Raw genomic sequence first — 22013 nt, forward strand, 5'->3', positions numbered from 1 at the left:
GAGGTTTTTTATGATTAGCTTGTTACGCTATGCCAAGGATTATCGCAAACAGATTATTCTTGGTCCGTTTTTCAAATTTTTAGAAGCGGTGTTTGAATTGGTCCTGCCTTTGCAGATGGCCGCTTTAGTCGATGAGGGGCTGCGGCAAAACAATTGGTCGAAAGTCGTTGAAATGACGATCTGGATGATCGTGATGTCCGTGGTAGGCATGATCTGTGCCGTCATCTGTCAGTATTATGCTTCCGTCGCTTCTCAAGGCTTCGGAACGGAATTACGCAATCGCTTGATGAAAAAAATCAACACCCTCTCCCATAGCGAACTGAACTTATTCGGGACGGATACCTTGATCACCCGAATGACCAACGATATCAACCAGATGCAGATTGCTTTGGCAATGCTGATTCGGCTGGTGGTCCGTGCGCCCTTCTTAAGTATCGGTTCGGTGATTATGGCCTTTGTCATTGATTGGCAAGCTGGCTTGATTTTCCTACTCGTCTTACCGCTCTTTTGTATCGTCTTATTCTGGATCATCGCCAAAACCGTGCCATTATATAAGAAAGTTCAAATTCATCTCGACGAATTAAACGAACTAGTGAGTCAAAATTTAAGCGGGATTCGGGTGATTCGTGCTTTTGCCCGCACAAAAACGGAAACGAAACGTTTTGATAAAGCAACTGATGATTTAAGTGATGTCTATTTACGGGTCACAAATCTCTCTGCTTTATTGACGCCTGCCACCACCTTGATCATGAACGTCGGCATTATCGCGTTGTTTTATATCGGTGGATTCAAGGTCAATATTGGCAATTTGCAGCAAGGACAAGTGCTGGCACTGGTCAATTACATGAATCAAATGCTCTTAGCATTGATCGTGGTTTCCAACTTAGTGATCATCTTTACCCGTGCGGCAGCATCAGGTTCACGGATCAACGAAGTGTTAACCACTGAGCCATCGATCGGCGATGAACTTTCAGAAGTCTTTATGGATCAGCCGAAAAACAACGTCGGAGCGATTCGCTTTGAACATGTTGATTTCCGCTTTTCAAAAGAATACGGATTAGCTTTGAAAAACATTGATTTCCAAGTCGCGCCAGGGTCTATTTTAGGTATCACTGGACCAACCGGTAGTGGGAAATCTGCCTTGACCCAATTGATTCCCCGCTTCTACGATGTAGCAGATGGCAAAGTGATCGTTGACGGTCACGATGTGCGGAAATGGCCTTTACAGCAATTACGCCAAAAAATCGCTATGGTGCCTCAAACCGCCGTGCTGTTTACGGGGACGATTCGGGAAAACTTGCAATGGGGCAAAAAAGAGGCCACCGATGAAGATTGCTGGCGCGCTTTAGAGATCGCTCAAAGCCGTGACTTCGTTGAAGCCTTGCCACAGCAACTGGATACCCCGATTTTTGAAGGTGGCAAGAACTTTTCTGGGGGACAAAAACAACGGTTAACGATCGCCAGAGCGTTGATTGCTAAACCAGATATCTTGATTTTGGATGATTCTCTGAGCGCCCTTGACTATCAAACCGATCTTGATTTGCGGATGGCTTTAAAAGAAAGCATTCGTGGCACGGTCATCATTATCTCTCAACGGGTTCGCTCCATTCAAGACGCGCAGCAGATCTTAGTCTTAGACCAAGGGAATTTGGTAGGCAAAGGGACCCATGAAGAGCTGTTGGCATCTTCAAAAGAATACCAAGAAATCGTCGCATCACAGGCAGAGGAGGAAGAAGCATGAAAAAGAAATCATTCGATTGGTCGGCCTTTCGTCGCTACCTCCCTTATTTGACTGCCTACGCGAAGGAAACTTGGGCAGCAGTTGTCCTCGGGATCGCTGCTGGCGTCTCCTCGGTTTATATGACGTATCAGATCGGTCAAGCCGTCGATCAGCTGATAGGTGCCGATCAAGTGCAGTTCAGCGCCCTCTATCGCATTTTGCTTTTGTTTGCCGGAGTGGTTTTAGTGACTGTGGTCAGTCAATGGTTGATCCAACGACTAGGCAACCGCGTGGCGTATTTATCCGTCGCCGATTTGCGCAAAAAAGGCTTTGCCCATCTCAATACATTGCCGTTACGCTATTATGACCAAAACTCCCACGGCAACATCGTCAGTCGTTTTACCAACGATATGGACAATATTTCCATTGCCGTCGCTGCAGTCTTTAACCAGCTGTTCTCTGGTATTTCGGTCGTCTTGATAGCCTTAGTCGTCATGCTGCAAATGAGTGTGCCCTTAACGTTGGTCGTATTGGTTTCGACCCCGATCATCTTTTTGGTCAACTGGATCGTGGCACGAACGTCTCAATCGCATTTTGCTCGCCAACAAGAAATCGTCGGCGAAATTTCTGGCTTTGTTACGGAAATGATCGGCAATCAAAAAATCGTCAAAGCCTTTGATCGAGAAACCATCAACCAAAACCGTTTTGAAACGATCAACCAAGAATTGAATGTCCGGGGGCAAAAAGCACAGTTTTCTTCTTCTTTGACCAATCCCCTTTCACGATTCGTCGATCACTTGGCGTATCTGTCAGTCGGCTTTGTCGGCGGTCTGCTTTACTTTTCTGGTTCAGGTGCCGTCACGGTTGGGGTGATCTCCAGCTTTACGATCTACTCCAGTCAGTTTTCGAAACCATTCATTGAATTGTCGGGAATTACCACCCAGATCCAAACGGCGTTGGCTGGACTTTCAAGAACCTTTGAGCTATTGGATCAAGAGCCCGAAACAGCCGATGACCAAGAATCTCAATCACTGGGTGAGATCAAAGGCGAGATTGCCTTTGAGGAGGTTTCTTTTGCTTATGATCCTGGTCAAAAATTGATTGAAGATTTCACTTTTACCGCAAAACCTGGAGAAACCGTCGCGATCGTTGGAAAAACTGGTGCTGGTAAATCGACGTTGGTCAATTTATTGATGCGTTTCTATGATGTCGATAAAGGGGCAATCAAGATCGATGGCACCGATATTCGTCAGTTGAAACGAGAAGAATTACGGCAAAGCTTCGGAATGGTCTTGCAGGATACGTGGCTCTTTGATGCCTCTTTACGAGAAAACTTGCAATACGGCAATGACACTGCCACAGATGAAGAAATCTACGATGCCTTAAAGCATGCCTATATGTATGAGTATGTGATGCGCCTACCAGAAACACTAGATACACCGATCGGTCATCAAGGGATCAAGATCTCTGACGGGCAACGGCAGCTCTTGACGATCGCCCGCACGATGATCAGCAACCCACCAATGCTGATTTTGGATGAGGCAACCAGTTCGGTTGATACTCTGACTGAGAAAAAAATCCAAGATGCTTTCTTGAAAATGATGGAAGGCAAAACCAGCTTTGTGATCGCCCATCGCTTATCAACGATTCGAGCAGCAGACAAGATCCTGGTGATGGATGCCGGTCAAATCGTGGAGCAAGGAACCCATGAAGAACTACTAGCAGAACAAGGCTATTACTATCGCCTGTACCATGCACAATTCCAACATTGATCAGCCATACCACAAACCCCCATCAGCTCAAAGGTACCTGCTTGAGCTGACGGGGGTCTTTTTTATTTATTGGTTCCAAACATCGGCATATTCTGGTTTGTGTTCAAATTCTTTTTTGGCAAAAGGACACAAAGGAATGATTTTCTTTTGTTCTTTGCGGGCTTTTTCCACCCCTTTTGCCACTAATTTTTCGGCCAGACCTTGGCCCCGATAAGCGGGATCGACAAAGGTATGGTCAATGATCAAGCGCGTTTCGCCCGCTTCCGACCACGTCATTTCACCAATTTCTTTGTCGCCGTCTTTTAACACAAATCGAGTGTTTTCTTCTAAGATTTCCATGGTTCTTCCTCCTTTAATATGTACTTTAATGCACCGCTGGGGCAAGTGTGGATCACTTGTGCCGCTTGCGCTGCTTCCCCGTTATCAGGAATCACCCATGGGCGCCGTCCAACTTCAAAAATAGCGGGATTGCCCCGCACACAATTGCCGCTGTGAGTGCAGATTTCTTTGTTGTAATAAATATCGATCGCTTCGCCACGATACTTCCGATATCCTGCAGCGATCAACCCTGCTTCTGTTTCCTTGCCTAGTGGCTGTTCGTCCATGTTGAACACCCTCCTCTTATTGATTGTCAGAAGCAAACTGCCTGCCTCCTCCTTCATCATACGACTTCTCGAGAAAAAAATAAATCATTTGTTCAAAAATAACCTCTCAGTTGCCGATCATTAGCCAAATGCTTGCGGCAGCACAATAAAGCGTCCCGTCAAAGCATGTTGCTTTGACGGGACGCTGATTTTCATTCGTGAGGCGCTTTTGCAACAAAATGAAACCGCTGCGTGGCGTAATCCCCTGCTAAATGAGGATCGATATACAACCCGAGCTGCATCAATTCATCGCCACCGAAGGTCTCTCCCCCACTTTGATAGGTAAGGTCAGGATCTAAGCCCGCCAGTTTTAAAGTAACCAATGGTGCAGAGGCTTCGGCTAAGACTCGGAAGTAAAAGACGATCGCTTCTTTTTTATCTGGAGAAACATACAGCCAGGCGGCGTCATTGCCTTCATAAGGGCTGAGCAGTCGAACAAAGCGGCCCAACTGCAGCAGGCGCCGATGTTTTTTATAAAAAGCGATTTGTTCTTTGATCTGCGCTTTTTCTTCTTTTGTCAGCTGTGTCAAGTCAAGCTCATAGCCCAGCAAGCCAGACATTGCAGCATTGCCACGAATCGCTAGATCCGTTGCCCGTTGGGTCTGATGGTTCGGGATTGCTGAGACATGGGCACCCATGGTGGATGGCGGATAGACCAGACTGGTTCCGTATTGGATCTTCAGGCGGGCGATGGCATCGGTGTTGTCGCTGGTCCAAATCTGCGGCATATAATACAAGAAGCCAGCATCAAAGCGCCCACCGCCACCAGAACAACCTTCAAACAGGATCGTCGGATAGGCAGTGGTCAGTTTCTCTAGGAACTCATACAAGCCCAGCAGATAGCGGTGCGCGACCTCCCCTTGCTGGGCAGGATCGAGGAGCAAGGAATAGACATCCGACAGACTGCGGTTCATGTCCCATTTGATATAGTCGATGGCAACCGTATCAAACAGTTGGGTTAACTGGTGATAGAGATGGTCTCTGACATCTTGTCGAGAAAAGTCCAACACATACTGACTGCGGCTAAGTGCTGGCTTGCGATTGGGTACTTGTAACAGCCAATCGGGGTGCTGTCGGTTTAGTTCACTGTCACCAGAAATCATTTCTGGTTCCAGCCAAAGCCCGAATTGCAGCCCTTTGTCATGGACTTTTTGGGCAAATCCTGCCAAGCCAGAAGCTAGCTTGCCTTCGTTTTCAAACCAATCGCCTAATGAGGTTTGGTCATCTTCTCGCTGACCAAACCAGCCGTCATCCAAAACAAACAGTTCGATTCCCAGCTCCTTAGCTTCATCAACAAGGGCATCCAGTTTTTCTTCATTGAAATCAAAGTACGTTGCTTCCCAGTTATTGATCAGGATCGGCCGTTCTTGCTTTTTGTATTTGCCCCGAATCAAATGCTCATCATAAAAATCATGATAGGTGGCTGACAGCTGATTCAAGCCAGCCTCACTATAAGCAATCACGGCTTCTGGGGCTTGAAAGCTTTCAGTTGGCGGCAATTGCCAGGCAAATTGATGGCTGTTGATCCCCATGATCACACGGGTTTGTTGGTAAGGATCTTTTTCGATGATGGTTTCATGGTTGCCGCTATACAGCAAGCTAAAACCATAACACTCCCCAGCAAACTCCGTAGCATTAGGTTCCAGCAAGACGGCAAAGGGATTTTGCTGATGGCTGCTGGAACCCCGCTTGCTGTCTAAACGCTTGATGCCGCGATGGATGGGTTCTCGGGTCACTTGGCGTTCCTTCGCCCACGCCCCTGGCAAGTGGATCAAATCAAAGGGACGGTTAGGAAAATCCAGGGCTTGACTCGCCAGCTGTTCGATGGTAACAGGCTGGTTTACGTGATTGATTATTTTACTTGAGCGGACGATCACTGCCGCCTCCTCAAAAATCGTGTAAAACAATTGCAGTTCGAGTCCCGCCACATCATCTTTTAAGGACAGAATCAGTGTTTCGATGCCGTCGTCGACCCCATGGGTCTGAGGCAATCCTGCTAAGGCTGGTTTGCCTTGTTGAATCTGGTAATCACTAAAGACAAAATGGCTGACTCGGCTGCCGTCAGACTGGCGAATCGTATAGGCGGCTTCTCGAAAGTCCCCGAAGCCATTACCAGGAAACTCCAGCATCAAGGTGTCTAATGAGAAAAGCCGATCGCTACTGTCTGGGGGATTAGGTGAAAAGGACCGATCAAGGCGTGGGTAGCGATAGCCACCAGAATAATGGGAAATTTTTTTTCCAAAATAAAGGTGCGCCACATTGCCCCCTTCCTCTATCTGTAAGAGATAGCTGATTTGATCGTTGCTTAAATGAAAGACGTTTAGTTGTTTGTCAAAAAGAATCATATCGTACCCTCTACTTTATAATTGTTCGCTGATGCCCCGATTATTTCACGGAGCCCAGCATCCCTTGGACAAATTGTTTTTGTAAAACGAAGAAAATGATGGCCGTTGGCAGTGTGGCGATCACAATGCCGCACATCATCATGCCATAATCAGGTGTATAAGAAGCACCCATAGCCGAAAGAACCAGTGGAACGGTCCGTTTGTCTGGTGATTGCAAGGCAACTAATGGCCACAAATAATTGTTCCAGCTGCCCATAAACGTAATGATCGCGGCAGCTGCATAAGTATTTTTAGCCGTCGGCATGTAGACTCTAAAGAAAATACTCAGTTCATTCAAGCCATCGATCCGAGCAGCTTCGACTAATTCTCTAGGGAATGCCTTGATGTTTTGGCGGAAAAAGAAAATCAAAAAGGCGGTACAGATCGAGGGCAAAATCACGACAGCGAAGGTATTGATCCCGATTGGTGTGCCGCTAAGCTTGCTGAACATCCGATAGAGCGGGATCATTAGCGCGGCAAAAGGCACCATCATCGACAGCAGTAGAATATTAAAGATGCGGTCTTTGGTTTTCGTCCGATAGATCTCAAAGCCATACCCTGCCATGGAGGAGAACAACAGCGCAAAGACGGTCGTAATCACGGCAATCACTGCGGAATTGCCTAATGCCCGAGTAAAATTCAAGTCGGAAGAAAAGAGATTTTGGAAGTTGATGACCAATTGATCGCCAATCATGATTTTTCCAGCAACGATATCAAAGGTTTGATTGGTCATCCCTAGAATCATCCAAACAAATGGAAAAATAGAGATGAAAGCCAAAATCGCCAGAAAGACGTATTTTAAAGTGAGTGAGATTGTTTTCAATTTTCTTTTCCTCCTATTTTCGTTTGGATGATCGATAAGATCACGATCGCAATCACGATAACAAAGGAGACCGCAGCGGCGTACCCAAAGTTTGGCGTGAATTTGTAACTCAAATTGTAGATATATTGCGACAAGGTCGTCGTAGCATTGGCTGGTCCACCGCCAGTGATATTTTGAACTTCATCGAATAATTGCAGCGTACCGATCGTTGAGGTGATCGTGGTAAATAGGATGATTGGACGCAAGTTGGGAATCGTGATTTTGAAGAACTGATCCCATTTTGAAGCGCCATCGATCTCTGCCGCTTCATAAATACTTGGATCGATATTCTGCATGCCTGAGATGAAAAAGATCATATTGTAGCCGGTCCAACGCCACGTGATGGCAAAAATGATCAGTACTTTTGCCCAAAAAGGATCTGTCAACCATTGGATCGGTGCATCGATCAAGTGTAGCTGTGTCAAAAAGTTATTGACTAACCCATTTGCCGAAAAGAGACTTTTCATGATCAAGGAATAAGAAACCAAGGATGTGATACAGGGTAAAAACAAGGCGGTGCGGAACAGCCCTTTAAATTTCAATTTTTTGTCATTCAATATGTTCGATACGATCAGCGCCAAAAAGAGCATGATCGGAACTTGGACTAATAAGTATAAAAACGTATTGCCAAAGGCTTTTTTAAAGGTTGAGTCGCTCAACATCCGCTGATAGTTGCCAAGACCGTTAAAGGTCATCGCTGTTGGTGGTCCTGATTGGAATGACGTGAACAATGCCGAGACCATCGGAATAAAGACCAGCATCGTGATCAAAATGACGGGTAAGGTAATAAAGGCATTGCCGTTTGCAAACCAATTTTTTGTTTTGTTTTTCATTGTAATTCCCCCTTAACACAGAAACTCGCGATCGCTCACGAGTTTCTGCAAAGTTGTTCGATTAGTTTGCAATTTGTGCTTCCACTTGTGATTGTGCTTCTTCTAATACTTTATCGATGTCTTCGCCGTTGATCACTCGTTGCAAGCTTTCAGTCAAGACAGATTCAATGGCATAGGTGTGATTGCCGTAGTTCACGGCTGGAATTTCTTGTGACCATTGAGAGAAATCTTGGAAGACTTTTTGACCGCCATAGAAATCAAGACCCGACGTATACTCTTCCGTTTCTTCTGCAGCATTCATGGTTGAAACCAAACCGATCTCGGTAGCTAATGTACCCATCAATTCTTTGTTTGAAGCAAAAGTATTGGCTAAAAAGTCTTTGGCATTTTCTTCGCCGTCAACCCCTTTGATCACGTACCAGCCTGCTCCGCCGATGCTGGAAGCATTGACTGAATTGCTGTCGCCAGCGATAGATGGGATTGGAGCGATCGCCCATTTGCCGCTTTGGTCTTCCGCGCCTTGAATCGTGCTGGAATACCACGCACCAGTTGGCGCAGAAGCGACATTCCCCGATTGAACGGCATTGACCCCGCCATCCCAATCAGAAACTTGTTCAACTAAGCCTTCATTCAACAATGTTGCTAAGACAGTTAGACCGGCTTTGAAGGATTCATTGTCTTTGATGGTTACGGTGGAGCCATCTTCACCGGTATACCATTCGCCTGCCGATTGCATAATGATTCGTGCCAAGCCAAGATCGCTTGGGTCTAACGACATCATAGCGTGACCCGTTTTTTCTTTGACGTCTTTGGCGATGCTGATAAAATCATCCCAAGTAATATCTTGGAGATCAGCCTGCTCATAGCCTGCATCGGTTAAATAGTCTGTGCGGTAAAATAGTCCTGCAACGCCACTGTCAAATGGCACCCCATAAATGACATCGTCGACTTTATTGACCGCAAATTTATAGCTGGAGAAATCCTCCTCATTCACGATATCCGTTAGATCACTAAACGCATCTGGATAAGAAGAAAGGTATCCTTGGATGCGGTAGTCTTCGATCAAAACGATATTTGGTAGTCCGTCCGTATTTCCAGATGCCAGACTCGTATTTAATTTTTGGACGATATCATCTTGCGACATCGTCACGACTTCCACATCGACATCTTGATTTTCATATACTTTTTTGGCTTCATTGACTGCCTTGATGTTGAAGGTCTCATCCCATGCCCAGACCGTGACTTTGTTTGAGGACTCGCCAGAATCCCCAGAGCTTGTGTTGCTGTTTCCGCAAGCCGCCAAAGTCAGCACTGCAGCCGCCGTTACCATCGATGCAAGTAGTTTTTTCATTTTTATCCCTCTTTCCTTTTATTTACATGGCTAACTATACACTGACTTTGTAACCGTATTCAACGATTATGAAAGAGCTTACTAAATTTGTCCAAAAATAGAAAAAAGTTACAATACCTTTCTTTTTTGAAAGCGTTTATAATAAAGAAGAGATATAGGGGGGATACCATGACTATTTTACGCACGGTCTTAGTCGTTGATGATGAGGCAACGATCCGAGATGGATTGAAACATATGATACGTTGGGAGCAAGAAGGGTTCCGTCTCTTAGGCGATGCAGCGAACGGGCAAGAAGCATTGGCGCTGATCCATGAACTGAATCCCGACATCGTGATCACAGATTTGAAAATGCCACAAATGGACGGTCTTCAACTCACAACGATCATTCAACAACAATATCCAGAAGTCCATTTTTTGGTCTTGAGCAGCTACGATGATTTCCAATACGTCAGTCAGTCTTTTAGAAATGGTGCCGTAGATTATCTTTTAAAACCGACACTGACACCGATACTCTTGTTGAAGACACTGCACAACATCTCACAAAAGCTGTCACATACAAAAGGCTCCGTGACTGAGGAGACGCAGCTGCAAGAATCGTTGAATCGCTATTTAGCAGGGTATGAAGAACCGTTGGCTCCTTTGGCGGACTACCTTGCATTAGATCAGTCGCAACAGCAAGCCCAAATTTTGACCACCAATTTTAGCGGCTTTCGTGCCAATGATCAGCTGCTGCACGCATTAACGGAATTTACTCAATCACAACCGCAAGTAAAGACGCTCTTTTTTCAAACCAGTAACAAAGATGCCGGCTTAGTGATTAGTTATCCCGAAGGAACGGATGTTTATTCTTCTTTGAAAGAAACGTTGGAACAATTGCGTTTTACCGAGCCAGACGCCTTCTTTACTCTCAGTGTGCCCTTTCAAAAGATTGAACAGTTGCGGGACCATTTTGTGACGCTTAAAGCCAAAAGCCAAGGACAATCGTTTTTTTATAAACGACAACGGCTGGTGCCAGAACAAGAACTCTTTTTGTACATTGAAAGTGATCGCTTTGATACGAAGAAGTTCTTACGGGCTTTGTTAGACAACAACTTTTTGTTAGGAATCACCAGAATCGAGGAATATTTTAATGACATGATCTTATCCAATGTCGATCCGACATTCTTAAAACAGCAGGCCAGCAGTATTTTTTACACGTTACTGTCCCGCTTGGAAGAAGAATTTCCCACTGCGCCACGCTTTAGCCGCTTAAAAGCCGAATTTTTGCATGCCATCGGTCACGTGCAGTATTTGGAAGATTTTTCTGATTTGTTGTTGGCGACCATTGATGATATTCGTCAACAGTTGACGACCTTATCACCGCTGGATGAAGATGATCTACTCGTTGCGATTCAGCGCTTTATTCAAGACAACTACACCAAAAGTCTGTCTTTGTCTGAACTAGCTGAAACCTTTCATTTTAGTTACACCTATCTTTCGGCTTTTCTTTCTGCGAAACTGAAAATGAGCTTTTCTGAGTATGTAAAGAAAACCCGCTTGGATAAAGCCAAAGAACTACTGACACAATCTGATCTGAATCTATCTGAAATCAGTGAAGCGGTCGGGTATTCGGATATCAGCTATTTTTCTCGCATCTTTAAGAAAGAATGCCAAGTCACCCCATCGAAGTATCGGCGGTTGAATCAATTATGAAAATCAACCAATGGATTCAGAAAAATGAATTATTCAGTCGGATCTTCCTCTTTGTTGTCGTCGGGGTCATTAGTGTTTGTCTGCTAACCGTCGTCGTAATCTATGGTCGCTCGAAAGATGCCTATGTTGCTTCGTACCAGAGTTCCAATCAGCTGCTACTGGAAAAAATCCAAGAAGATTATGAGCGTCTGAACGAGAATATCCATCGGATTTTTGATATCGTCGATGAAAGCAAAGCCGTTGAAACATACTTAGAAGGCGACATGAATCAAGGCCGTACGATTTTAGAATTAAACGAGCAATTAAAAGACACTCGCTCTTTGTTTCAAGACATCCCCTCGAATTTAGTGTTGATTGGGGTCAACGGGGGCACTTTCTTTCAAAACGATGCGGTTCGCAATCAATCAGTAGATGATTTTCTCGCCAGTGCCTTTATCCAGCAGATCAATGACAATGACGCCATCAGTCAGTATTATTTCTTGGACCAAGGCTTGAGCACCTCCACCAGCGACTCCCCTGGCTTGATGTACGTGCGCAAATTAATGAAAGAAGAAACGATTTTCGGCTATGCCCTGATTTTCTTAAAAGAATCCGATTTTTCTTCGATCTATCGTCAACTCTTAGATACCAGTCTCCACTCGATCTATATCGTCAATGAACAAAATCAAATTCTTTCTACTTCTGATCCGAGCCTTTTAGGCAAGCCGTTTGAAGATCGTCTCGTCACGGTCAAAAGAGATACTAGCATCAATCAGCTGCCCCTTTATTCGTATCATTTTACTTTTTACGATGTTTTGGATGAATCGCATCTAGTACGCAATATGAATCTGATCAAGCCAGCTCTTTTGATTTCTGTCGTCAGTATTTTACTCTTTAGTCTGCTGGCATTTTGGATCATCCGCAATATCACCCAACCGATTTATCAGCTGATTGCCAAGCTGCCGGCGGTCACACAAGGCGATTTCAGCGACAAGGTCACCATCAACGGGACGTACGAAACGCGAGAATTGGGGCGTGCCTATAACTTGATGCTAGAGGACTTAGAATCTTATGTCGATCATTTAATGGTTACAGAAGCCGAAAAACGCAAGTTCGAGATCCGCTCGTTGCAAATGCAGATCCAACCGCATTTTGTCTACAACACATTGACTGCCATTAAGTTTTTGATCTGGCAAAACGAACAAGAAGCCGCAACCCAAGCGATTGAAAGCTTTGTCCAATTGTTGCGGCACACCTTTAACCGCAAAGAGATCGTCCCCTTAAAAGATGAGCTAGCGATCGTGGAAGAATACCTCGTGTTAATGAACGTACGTTACGGCAATCGCATCCAATCGACGATTTTTTCAGAAGATGGCTGTGAAGATATTCTCGTACCGAAAATGATTTTGCAACCGATTATCGAAAATGCCTACCTGCATGCCTTTCCCGAAGAGGATTCAGGATTGATCCAGATTTTTTCTCGCGTCAGTAAGGAAGGCCTGAAAATTGAGATCATCGATACGGGCATCGGGTTCAATGAAGAGCACCCAACCAGCACCGCCAACCACTTTGAACACTATTCGGGTATTGGTTTAGACAATATTGATCAGCGTATCAAGCTGCTCTATGGGGAAAAATACGGATTGACTGTAGAATCACGCATCAACGAAGGAACCACCGTTCGCTTGCTGCTGCCGATCCAGCGGGAGGAATCAGAGTAATTTCTTTCATTAAATAAGAAAAGCGCCAACAGAACCAGACAGCTTCCAAGAGCAGTTCTGTTCCGTTGGCGTTTCTTTCCTTAAAAATAATCGTTGGTTAACTGGCTTAAGCCAAATCTTCTCCATTTGAGGCAATCACTTTTTTGTACCAATAAAAAGATTGCTTCTTGCTGCGGGCTAATGTGCCATTGCCTTCATTGTCGCGATCGACATAGATATAGCCATAGCGTTTCTTCATTTCTCCGGTTCCTGCTGAAACCAAATCGATACAGCCCCATGAAGTATACCCCAGCAGTTCCACACCGTCTTTATCAATGGCTTCTTTCATCGCTGCAATATGCGCACGTAGATAGTCGATGCGATACACATCATTGATTTTTCCATCTTCGTTTGGTGTATCCACCGCTCCTAGACCGTTTTCGACGATGAAAAGTGGTTTTTGGTAACGGTCATAAAGATCATTCATCGTGATCCGCAAACCAAGCGGATCAATCTGCCAGCCCCATTCCGACGCTTCTAAATACGGATTTTTAATGGTCGGGAACAAGTTGCCTTCCGTTTTTTCAACACCGGAATCTTCTGAAGCAGCGACCCGAGAGGCATAGTAAGAAAAGGAAATAAAATCGACGGTATGGGCTTTTAATAAAGCCGTATCTTCGGCGGTTCGTTCCAAAGTGATTCCTTTTTCCGCTAGCATCTTCAAACCATAATTTGGATATTCTCCTCGCGATTGCACATCGATAAAGAAATAGTTGCCGCGATCGCTTTTTTTGCTTTCCCAGACATCTTTCGGATTGCAGCTGTAAGGATAATAACTAGCCGCTGCCAGCATACAGCCTACTTTGTTTTCTGGATCGATCTCGTGGGCGATTTTTGTTGCCAACGCACTAGCGACTAACTCATGATGAGCAGCTTGATATTTGATTTGTTCTTCATTTTCGCCCTCAGCAAAGGTCAGCCCTGCACCGAGAAACGGGGCATGCAAGATCATATTGATTTCATTAAAGGTCAGCCAGTACTTCACCAATCCTTTGTAGCGAGTGAAGATCGCCCGACAAAGGTTTTCGTAAAAGGCAATCATCTTACGGTTGCGCCAACCGCCATATTCTTTGATCAGATGGATCGGACAGTCAAAATGCGTGATCGTCACCAAAGGTTCGATTTGGTATTTGCGACATTCTAAAAACAGTTCTTCATAAAAGCGCAAGCCTTCTTCATTAGGGGTTTCTTCGTCGCCCTTCGGAAAAATTCTTGACCAAGCAATCGATAAACGATAGGTTTTAAAGCCCATCTCCGCAAATAAGGCGATATCTTCTTTGAAATGATGGTACATATCAATCGCTTCTTTTACTGGATAGAAATACCCTTCTTCAAAGGCAAGCATCTCACGCTTGCCGGTAATGACTGCTCGTCGCTCCTTGCCAGTCGGAATCACATCGACATTGGCAAGTCCACGCCCCCCTTGATCAAACCCGCCTTCACATTGATTGGCGGCTGTTGCGCCGCCCCATAAAAAGTTTTCTGGAAATCCCATGTCTTATTCTCCTTTTTTTAGCCGATCACTTTGATGATTTGATCGCCAAACGTAATCGGACCACTGTTTGCCGTCAAAATGTCGCCCACTTCTGCACTGTTGGTGATAACGATCGGCGTGATCACTGGATAACCTTTTTCTTTGATAAACTCGATATCAAACGTAATCAATGGGTCACCAACTGATACTTTTTGTCCTTTTTCTACTTGATAGGCATAGCCTTCGCCATTCAATTGCACTGTATCGATCCCCACGTGAATCAGCAGCTCAATGCCTTCCTCACTGGTCAAGCCAATGGCATGCTTGGAATCAAAGACTGCTGTGACAGTCCCGTTGACTGGTGCTAGTACTTCTCCGACGGTTGGCTCGATCGCTACCCCTTGTCCCAGAATTTCTTCTGAAAACATGCCATCATTGACTGCTTGCAGGCTTTTTAGTTCCCCTTTTAAAGGTGCTTTGATCTCTGCACCGCTGATTTGATGGGTTGGTTCTTGCTCTTTGTCTGCTGGTGTTGCTTCAGGTGCTTCTTCTGTGACAGGGTCTTTGTATAAGAATAATGTCGCAATAAATGTGACTACGATACTGATTGCCGCACCGATACAGGCATTGGTCAAATGACGTAAGGTGTCATCGCCGATATAGCTTGGCAAAGTCAATAGACCTGGTGAGCCGCCTGAGAAATTGCGGACACGCATGATTCCCATAAACAGACCCCCAAATCCGCCACCGATCATTGCTGCATACAAAGGTGTTTTAAACCGTAAGTTGACCCCATACAACGCTGGTTCAGTGATGCCGAATAGACCTGTCAGACCTGCAGAAAATGCCAATTGTTTGATCGTAGAATCTTTGGATTTGAAACCAACGCCGATAGCTGCAGCTCCCTGACTGACGTTTGAAGCCAGCATGCCAGGATAGATCACTGTATCATAACCTGTGGTCATTCGGTTGTTGATACCGATAGGAACCAATCCATAGTGGGTACCCGTTGCCACGAACAATGGGGTGAAGGCACCGATTAATAACGGAACGATCCATGGGCTGACCGTTTCTAAGGCTTGGATCCCTGCGGAAATCGCTTCACTGATCATATAGCCTAGAGGACCTAAAGCAACTAATGCTACCGTCCCTACGACGAAGATCGTCAGCAACGGTTTGCTAAAGAATTTGATTGCTTTTGGTGAGACCTTATCAGCAATCGGTTCAACGTAAGACATGAACCAAACACTTAAGATGATGGGGATCACCGATGATGAATAGGTGACTGGTGAAATCGGCAAACCGAACAAATGGATGCCGCCACCTGACTCATTGGCTGCTGTCACCATACCGATGAAGTTGGGATGCAGTAAAATTCCACCCACCATCATCGCCAGATACATGTTGGCTTTGAACTTTTGCGCAGAAGAAGCAGCCAGTAGAATCGGTAAGAAGTAGAACGCAGCATCTGCCATAAAGTTTAGAATTTGGTAACTTTGACTTTCTGCCGTCAAGACATTGAAGACCACCAGCAACGAAAGGACCGCTTTTAACATCCCAGCTGCCGTGATGGCTGGCAAGATCGGGGTGAAGATCCCAGTGATCGTATCGATAATTTTCGCTACACGTCCCCGATCGTCTTCTTCTGTTTCTTGATCACTAGTCAAATTAGTTTGGGCAGTGATTTCGTTGTAGACATTGCCAACATCACTGCCGATGATCACTTGGTACTGTCCGCCCTTGTTGACCACACCCATGATGCCTGGTGTGTGTTTTAAAGTGCTTTCTTGTGGTTTGCTGTCATCTTTCAAGTTGAAGCGCAAGCGGGTCGCACAATGGGTCAAGCTTTGGATATTTTCTTCCCCACCAACATTGGTGATGATCGTTTTTGCTAACTCTTTGTAATTCATGTCGTTCCTCCTATTTTGGTCCTTCGTTTGCTTTTCGTGTGTCAAAACATAAAAAAATACCTAAACGAACCCCTTGGGAGTTCATTTAGGTATAGCCTGCCAATCCAGTAACAATCCTAAGCACTTGTTATTCGTTTGATGTGTATAGTTAAATAGATCAATTCGTCTTCTTCTAACGGTCTACCGAATTCTTTGTTGATGTAGTCGCTGATTTTCAGCGCACACGCATATTCCTTCATATAGCGGTCTTTCAACATAAAAATAAAACTGCCGGTTCCTGCATCATCGAGCTTTGTTCCGCTGAATAAGCGCTGGACAAAAAATTTCAAATGGGTCACAAAGCGTTCGTAGTTCAATGAATACTCATCAAGCTCCATTGAAAAATGATATTTAACGATGTTTAGGATATGCTGAATGATCTTCGCCATTTCCGATACTTGACTGACCTGCGCCATATCCAACTCCGCATTGACGATGTGCAATGCAATGAAGCCGGCTTCATCTTCTGGCAGCTCGATCGCCAAGCGATTTTTGATGATCGATAACGCTTCTTTGCCAATGAGGTATTCATGGTTATAAAACCGCTTGATTTCCCATAGCAAGGCATTTTTGATTTCCATGCCATTTTGATAGCGCTCGATAGCATAATTGATATGATCGGTCAGCGTCAGAAACAATTTTTCGCTCAATTTTTTCCCAAGGGAAACTTTTGCAAAACTGATGATCTCATTCGCTGCTTGAATATGTTCGATAGGGATAGAAGAAAGTAATTGGGTTAGTTTTGTGACATTCCACTCTTGTGTACTGAGATAGACTTTTTCAATCTTGGTATCGTCGATCACATCGCCTGGCTTTTTCTTAAAGCCTAAGCCTTTGCCCATGACGACCAATTCTTGTTTTTCCTCATTCTCAGAAATCACAATGTTGTTATTGATCACTTTTGTTACGTTCATTTTAACGACCCTATTCTTCTTTAGATTTCTTCACACAAAAAAATAGGTATAGCCCGCCTAAAGCGGTAACAATCCTCAGAGCCAGTGTAGCATGAGAAAAATCACTCGTCAATGGGGATTTTTAACCGCTTGTTTAAAAGCAGAAAACAGCGCTGCTGCCATTTGAGTCTTTGGCAGAACGCTGTTCAATGGTTTATGGATCACTAACTCTCTTTGTGACAGGTGAATTAGATACGATTTTCGTGGTCAGCAGTTTTGACTAAGTTTGCACCCACCATACCACCAATTGACGTAAGAACGAGTCCTAAGACCATTGCCACAAAGCCCCAAATGGACGCTTTGGCTGTTGCATCACTTGCTTCTTCCGCTTTTTGACGAGCGTCTTCCACTGCTTGGTCAATGTCTTGTTTGGCTTGTTCAAGATTTTGTTGTGCATTTTCGATTTGTTTTTGCGCTTCATCAGAAGCATCTTGTAAGCCGTTCACGATATTGTTCGTTGCTTCTTCCGCTTCTTGTTGGCTTAAATCAGTATTTTGAACGACCGCATTTGAAATTGCTTCTTCATCCACTGAATCACCGATCGTTGTAGCACGATCTTGTAATTTGCTTGCTAAATCATCAATGATTTTATCAGCATCATTTGGATTGGTTGCAATGTCTTTGCCGGCATCTTTGATGTCGTTTGTCGCATCAGACAATTGATTTTGCAAATAGTCTGGTTGCAATTCAGGAACATCGGTATCTTGTAAAACATCATTGACGTTCGCTTGTAATTCATCTGTATTGACGTCTTCCATGTTTCCTGTTATTTCATCGAAGGCTTTTGAAGCGACATCGCCAGCACCAGAGGCCACTGTTTCAACACCACTGCCGACAGCAGAAGCAACGTTTCCTAAAAGTGAACCGACTACAGAAAAAGCACCGATCGTTAAGTAAGAGAGCATAACCATCATCACGATCATACTTGTTGCCCATGTTAAGAAACCATGAACCAATCCGACACGTCGAGCAGCAACACCAGAAACAAAACCAGCACCGAACAATGCCAAGACGAAGGTAATCACTGTCCAAATCAATAATCCTGTCCCAACACCATCTAATGGGTTATTAGAGGTTGGTTCCACCATACCAAAACCGATTGCTGAGCCAATCATTGACAGTGTCATGAACAATGCGATAAATGTTACGACCCCTGCAAAGATAGACCCCCAAGACAAATTATAGCCTGCCTCCCGCTCATCTGAACCTAAATAATTTCTAAATCCTCTTTTCATCATTACATCCCCTTTTTGTTTTTTTAACCTGAATTAAGTCTAACAACTGATTGTTTTTTTATCAATCAACTCGACTTGCGCTATCTTTTTGTAAGAAAAATGAATGATTCTGAATTGTTTGACTATTTATTAAAATAATGCCTCTCAAGGCAATTGTTTTTTATCTGGGGAAAGCTATTTCCCCCCCTACGTCAAGCCTTCCCCAACCTTATGGAAAAGTAGCAAAGCTGGTTATTGCTACTTATAGTTTCAAAGAACCGGTCATGCCTTTCACAAAACCTTTTTGCATAAACAAAAACAATACCAACGTTGGGATCGTTGCAATCACGATCGCCAGCATTTGAACGCCATAATTTGGTACGTAACTGGCTGACGATAAATTCGAAATCAGCAATGTCATGGTTTGACGACTTTCCGTTTGCAAAAAGACCAAGGGTAGCAAATAACTGTTCCATGCGTTCATAAAGGCGTAGATGGCAGCGGCAGCATATGTCGAGCGCATCATAGGAAAAACGATTCGGAAAAATATCGTGTACTCTGTTGCCCTCTCGATGCGACTCGCATCTAAAATACCGTCAGGGAAAGACTTGAAGTTCTGGCGAAAAAAGAAAATCAGAAACAGGTTATTGACCAATGGCAAAATGACCGCCACGTGCTGATTGACTAGCTGCATTCCTGCCATCATCTTAAACAAAGGGATCAACAAAGTTGCCAGCGGCACCATCATACATAACAGAAAAACCGCATAAATCCCTTCACTCGCCCGCGTTCGAAACTTCTCAAATCCAAAGGCAGCCAAAGAAGTGACCAGTAGACTGACGAGGACGGTGATCAATGAAATCTTGATGGAATTCCACATGATCAATGGGATGTCGTAATTGCTGAACAGCACCTGAAAATTGTTTACTAGCTGATTCCCAAAAGTCAGCTTCCCTTCGGCAACTTGATTAGCGGTATTGGTAGAGCCCACCATCATCCAGTAAAACGGAAAAATCGAAAAAAACGAGACGATCAGTAAAAATCCATATTTTATGCATCCACTTAAAGTAACTTTCATAGCTGCTCCTTTCTATCGCTTTTATTGATTCGTTTTCGCGAGTTTCAACTGGATCACAGATAAAAGAGCGATGATGATCACTAAGACCCACGACAGCGTAGCCGAATACCCAAAATTTGACGTATAGACAAAGGAGTGATTATAGATCAGTTGAGCGACAGTCAACGTCTCATTGGAGGGGCCACCACCTGTTAGATTAACCACTTCATCAAAGAGCTGGATCGTCCCAATGGTGGAGGTGATGGTTGTGAAAACGATCACCGGCTTCAGCTGCGGGATCACTACGAAAAAGAACTTTTGAAACCCATTCGCCCCATCGATCGCAGCAGCTTCTAAGGTGTCATCAGAGATATTTTGCAATCCTGCGAAATAAAAAATCATGTTATAGCCTGTCCAACGCCAGCACAGGGCAATAATAACGGTCAGTTTTGCTAAAAACGGATTATTTAGCCAATCTAGCGGTTGCGTGATCAAGCCAATGTTCAGCAGCCCTTGATTAACGATCCCACCAATTTGAAACATCATTTTAAATAAAACTGCATAGGAAACCAGCGAGGTGACACAGGGTAGAAACAACGCCAATTTAAAGAAGGAGCGTCCTACAAGCTTCGGCGTGTTCAAAACAAACGCTAGCAGAAGACCCAACAACACCATGATTGGTACTTGAAAGATCAGAAAGATAAAATTATTGAGTAAAGCTTTTTGAAAAATCGTATCCTGCAGCATGCGCAGGTAATTGCCGAAGCCGACAAAAACCGATTGCAGTCCCTGCATCCGATGCAGGGAAAGGTATAAGGAATAAACGATGGGATACAGCAAAAAGACACTACTGAATATTAAAGAAAGGCCAATAAATCCCCAGACTTGTTGGTTTTTGGGGCGCTTTTTTCTGATCGTATTTTGCATATTCATCACTCCTTAAGCAACACAAGTCGGCTATTCGCCGACTTGCATCTTGTAGGTGTTTTCTGCTTCCGTCAACATATCCTCTAAGGACATGGCACCATCAAAATAGCTTTGCATTCCCCCACGCAAGGCATCCACTGCCGCTTGGGTATTTACCCCGTAATCAACGGCGGGGATGTCCGCCATCCAACTAGAGAAATCTTTATAGATTGGGGCGTCATTAAAGAAAGGATCTTCATATTGATAAGCTTCTCCTTCTTGTGAGGGTAGGTAAGTCCCCACTGCTCCATTTTCTACTAAAATCTCTTGGTAGAATTCATCGTTCCCAGCAAATTCTTGTTTGAGAAAATCAATGGCCAACGCTTTATTTGGTGAGTCATTGAGCACCAACCAGCTAGAACCACCCAAGTTCGAGTAAGGTGTCGCTCCAGACACTGTCTCTAATTGAGGAAGATTCGTATAGCCCCATTTTCCTTTTTGATCTTCTGCGGAGCGGATCGTCGCTGAAAACCAGATGGCTGAATTGACTGCTGCCACTTCTCCACTCGTCACTGCACCGATCCCTTCTGGCGCAAAATAATCTACTGGTTTTGCCAACTCTTTTTCTTCGATCGTCTTCAGGATCGGCAGCATTTCACGAATAGCAGGATTGTCTTTCAAGAATATGTTTCCGTCTTCATCAAAATACCATAATCCGGCTGACTGCATCGCCATCTGGATATAATGAGTGCCGCGATTTGGAATAAACGCGACGAACCATTTCCCCGTTTTTTCTTTGACTGTCTCACCAATCTCCACAAATTTGGACCAGGTTAGATTGGTGAGTTCACTTTCATCGATCCCCGCTTCACTTAAATAATCTTTGCGGTAGTAGAGTCCAGCAGAACCTGAATCAAAGGGAACCGCATAAACGCCTTCTTGATGGGTCGCATTCGTTACTTTGTAAGGAGCAAATTGGTCAAAGTCAATGTCTTCCGATAATTCTGCAAATTTTCCTTCGTAGTTCAGCAAATAGTTCTGCACGTCATAGTCATCCATCAAAACGATGTCAGGCAAACCTTCGGAGACCCCTGAAGTAAAGGATGAAACCATTCTTTGCTTGGTATCCTCGTTGGACATCTCGACGACATTAAGGTCGATTGCGTCATTGTCCGCATTGTAATATTCCCCGGCTTTTTCCATAATTGGAATATTAAAATTTGTGTCCCAAGCCCAAACAGTTAGCGTATTCTCATCTGTACTGGCAAAATCTTGTGAATCTGCTGTTTCTTGATTTCCTCCACAACCAGCGAACAACACCCCTGTGACAATTACTAGCAAGAACAAGCTACTTTTTTTTCATTTTTCTCCCTCCAATATGATTCTCTCCTCATCCCCCGATAGCAAAAAATAAAGTAAGCGCTTACCATTACACCAATTATAAAGAATGATTGTCATAATTG

Annotated in this window: 17 protein-coding genes; 4 read left to right on the forward strand and 13 right to left on the reverse strand. The window is 44.4% G+C overall.

The annotated features are described in order from the left end of the window. The first annotated feature begins 10 nt into the window (after positions 1–10). Entirely contained in the window at positions 11–1741 is a 1731-nt protein-coding gene (locus tag Q1X33_RS01595; protein WP_142967151.1) for an ABC transporter ATP-binding protein, read from the forward strand. Further along, positions 1738–3492 (forward strand): ABC transporter ATP-binding protein, encoded by a 1755-nt coding sequence (locus tag Q1X33_RS01600; RefSeq protein WP_010747846.1) that lies wholly within the window; start codon positions 1738–1740, stop codon positions 3490–3492. The genes Q1X33_RS01595 and Q1X33_RS01600 overlap by 4 nt, the downstream gene beginning before the upstream one ends. 66 nt (positions 3493–3558) lie before the next feature. On the opposite strand, the gene Q1X33_RS01605 is transcribed toward Q1X33_RS01600, so the two are convergent. From Q1X33_RS01605 to Q1X33_RS01630, 6 genes are all read right to left on the reverse strand, one after another. Continuing rightward, positions 3559–3831 carry a GNAT family N-acetyltransferase gene (locus tag Q1X33_RS01605; RefSeq protein WP_142967150.1) on the reverse strand — a complete coding sequence of 91 codons (273 nt, stop codon included), beginning with the start codon at positions 3829–3831 and terminating at the stop codon, positions 3559–3561. Continuing rightward, a complete protein-coding gene (locus Q1X33_RS01610; protein ID WP_015509363.1) occupies positions 3819–4097 on the reverse strand; it encodes a (4Fe-4S)-binding protein in 279 nt (92 codons plus the stop codon). Before Q1X33_RS01610 ends, Q1X33_RS01605 begins: the two co-directional genes overlap by 13 nt. Positions 4098–4288: 191 nt before the next feature. Further along, positions 4289–6481, reverse strand: a complete 2193-nt coding sequence (locus Q1X33_RS01615) for an alpha-galactosidase (RefSeq protein WP_301969478.1) — start codon at positions 6479–6481, stop codon at positions 4289–4291. A gap of 40 nt (positions 6482–6521) precedes the next feature. Beyond that, complete coding sequence (locus Q1X33_RS01620; RefSeq protein ID WP_142967148.1) at positions 6522–7343, reverse strand: carbohydrate ABC transporter permease; 822 nt, start codon at positions 7341–7343, stop codon at positions 6522–6524. After that, positions 7340–8215, reverse strand: a complete 876-nt coding sequence (locus tag Q1X33_RS01625) for a carbohydrate ABC transporter permease (RefSeq protein WP_005225588.1) — start codon at positions 8213–8215, stop codon at positions 7340–7342. The genes Q1X33_RS01620 and Q1X33_RS01625 overlap by 4 nt, the downstream gene beginning before the upstream one ends. A 61-nt stretch (positions 8216–8276) precedes the next feature. Then, on the reverse strand, positions 8277–9566 hold the full coding sequence (locus Q1X33_RS01630) for an ABC transporter substrate-binding protein (protein ID WP_005234924.1): 1290 nt from the start codon (positions 9564–9566) through the stop codon (positions 8277–8279). 168 nt (positions 9567–9734) lie between these two features. Here Q1X33_RS01630 and Q1X33_RS01635 point away from each other — a divergent pair, with 168 nt between their 5' ends. Together Q1X33_RS01635 and Q1X33_RS01640 are read left to right on the forward strand one after the other, a co-directional pair. Beyond that, the gene (locus tag Q1X33_RS01635; protein WP_086294912.1) at positions 9735–11258 is read left to right on the forward strand and encodes a response regulator; all 1524 of its coding nucleotides are present in this window, start codon (positions 9735–9737) and stop codon (positions 11256–11258) included. Then, on the forward strand, positions 11255–12958 hold the full coding sequence (locus Q1X33_RS01640) for a sensor histidine kinase (RefSeq protein ID WP_086294911.1): 1704 nt from the start codon (positions 11255–11257) through the stop codon (positions 12956–12958). The genes Q1X33_RS01635 and Q1X33_RS01640 overlap by 4 nt, the downstream gene beginning before the upstream one ends. 106 nt (positions 12959–13064) lie before the next feature. Here the strand turns inward: Q1X33_RS01640 and Q1X33_RS01645 are convergent, their stop codons facing one another. From Q1X33_RS01645 to Q1X33_RS01675, 7 genes are all read right to left on the reverse strand, one after another. Continuing rightward, positions 13065–14492 (reverse strand): 6-phospho-beta-glucosidase, encoded by a 1428-nt coding sequence (locus Q1X33_RS01645; protein ID WP_121261845.1) that lies wholly within the window; start codon positions 14490–14492, stop codon positions 13065–13067. 17 nt (positions 14493–14509) lie between these two features. Beyond that, positions 14510–16381 (reverse strand): beta-glucoside-specific PTS transporter subunit IIABC, encoded by a 1872-nt coding sequence (locus tag Q1X33_RS01650; RefSeq protein WP_121261847.1) that lies wholly within the window; start codon positions 16379–16381, stop codon positions 14510–14512. 116 nt (positions 16382–16497) lie between these two features. Continuing rightward, positions 16498–17334 carry a BglG family transcription antiterminator LicT gene (licT, locus tag Q1X33_RS01655; protein ID WP_010747835.1) on the reverse strand — a complete coding sequence of 279 codons (837 nt, stop codon included), beginning with the start codon at positions 17332–17334 and terminating at the stop codon, positions 16498–16500. Positions 17335–17561: 227 nt separating this feature from the next. Further along, positions 17562–18608 (reverse strand): hypothetical protein, encoded by a 1047-nt coding sequence (locus Q1X33_RS01660; RefSeq protein WP_367652784.1) that lies wholly within the window; start codon positions 18606–18608, stop codon positions 17562–17564. A gap of 241 nt (positions 18609–18849) precedes the next feature. Beyond that, entirely contained in the window at positions 18850–19665 is an 816-nt protein-coding gene (locus Q1X33_RS01665) for a carbohydrate ABC transporter permease (RefSeq protein WP_301969480.1), read from the reverse strand. Between the two features lie 21 nt (positions 19666–19686). Beyond that, positions 19687–20571 carry a carbohydrate ABC transporter permease gene (locus Q1X33_RS01670; RefSeq protein ID WP_301969481.1) on the reverse strand — a complete coding sequence of 295 codons (885 nt, stop codon included), beginning with the start codon at positions 20569–20571 and terminating at the stop codon, positions 19687–19689. A gap of 30 nt (positions 20572–20601) precedes the next feature. Then, on the reverse strand, positions 20602–21870 hold the full coding sequence (locus Q1X33_RS01675; protein WP_367652786.1) for an ABC transporter substrate-binding protein: 1269 nt from the start codon (positions 21868–21870) through the stop codon (positions 20602–20604). Between the last annotated feature and the right edge of the window lie 143 nt (positions 21871–22013).

Origin of the sequence: Enterococcus sp. B2E4 (assembly GCF_030499455.1) — a bacterium.
Lineage (GTDB): Bacteria > Bacillota > Bacilli > Lactobacillales > Enterococcaceae > Enterococcus_D > Enterococcus_D casseliflavus.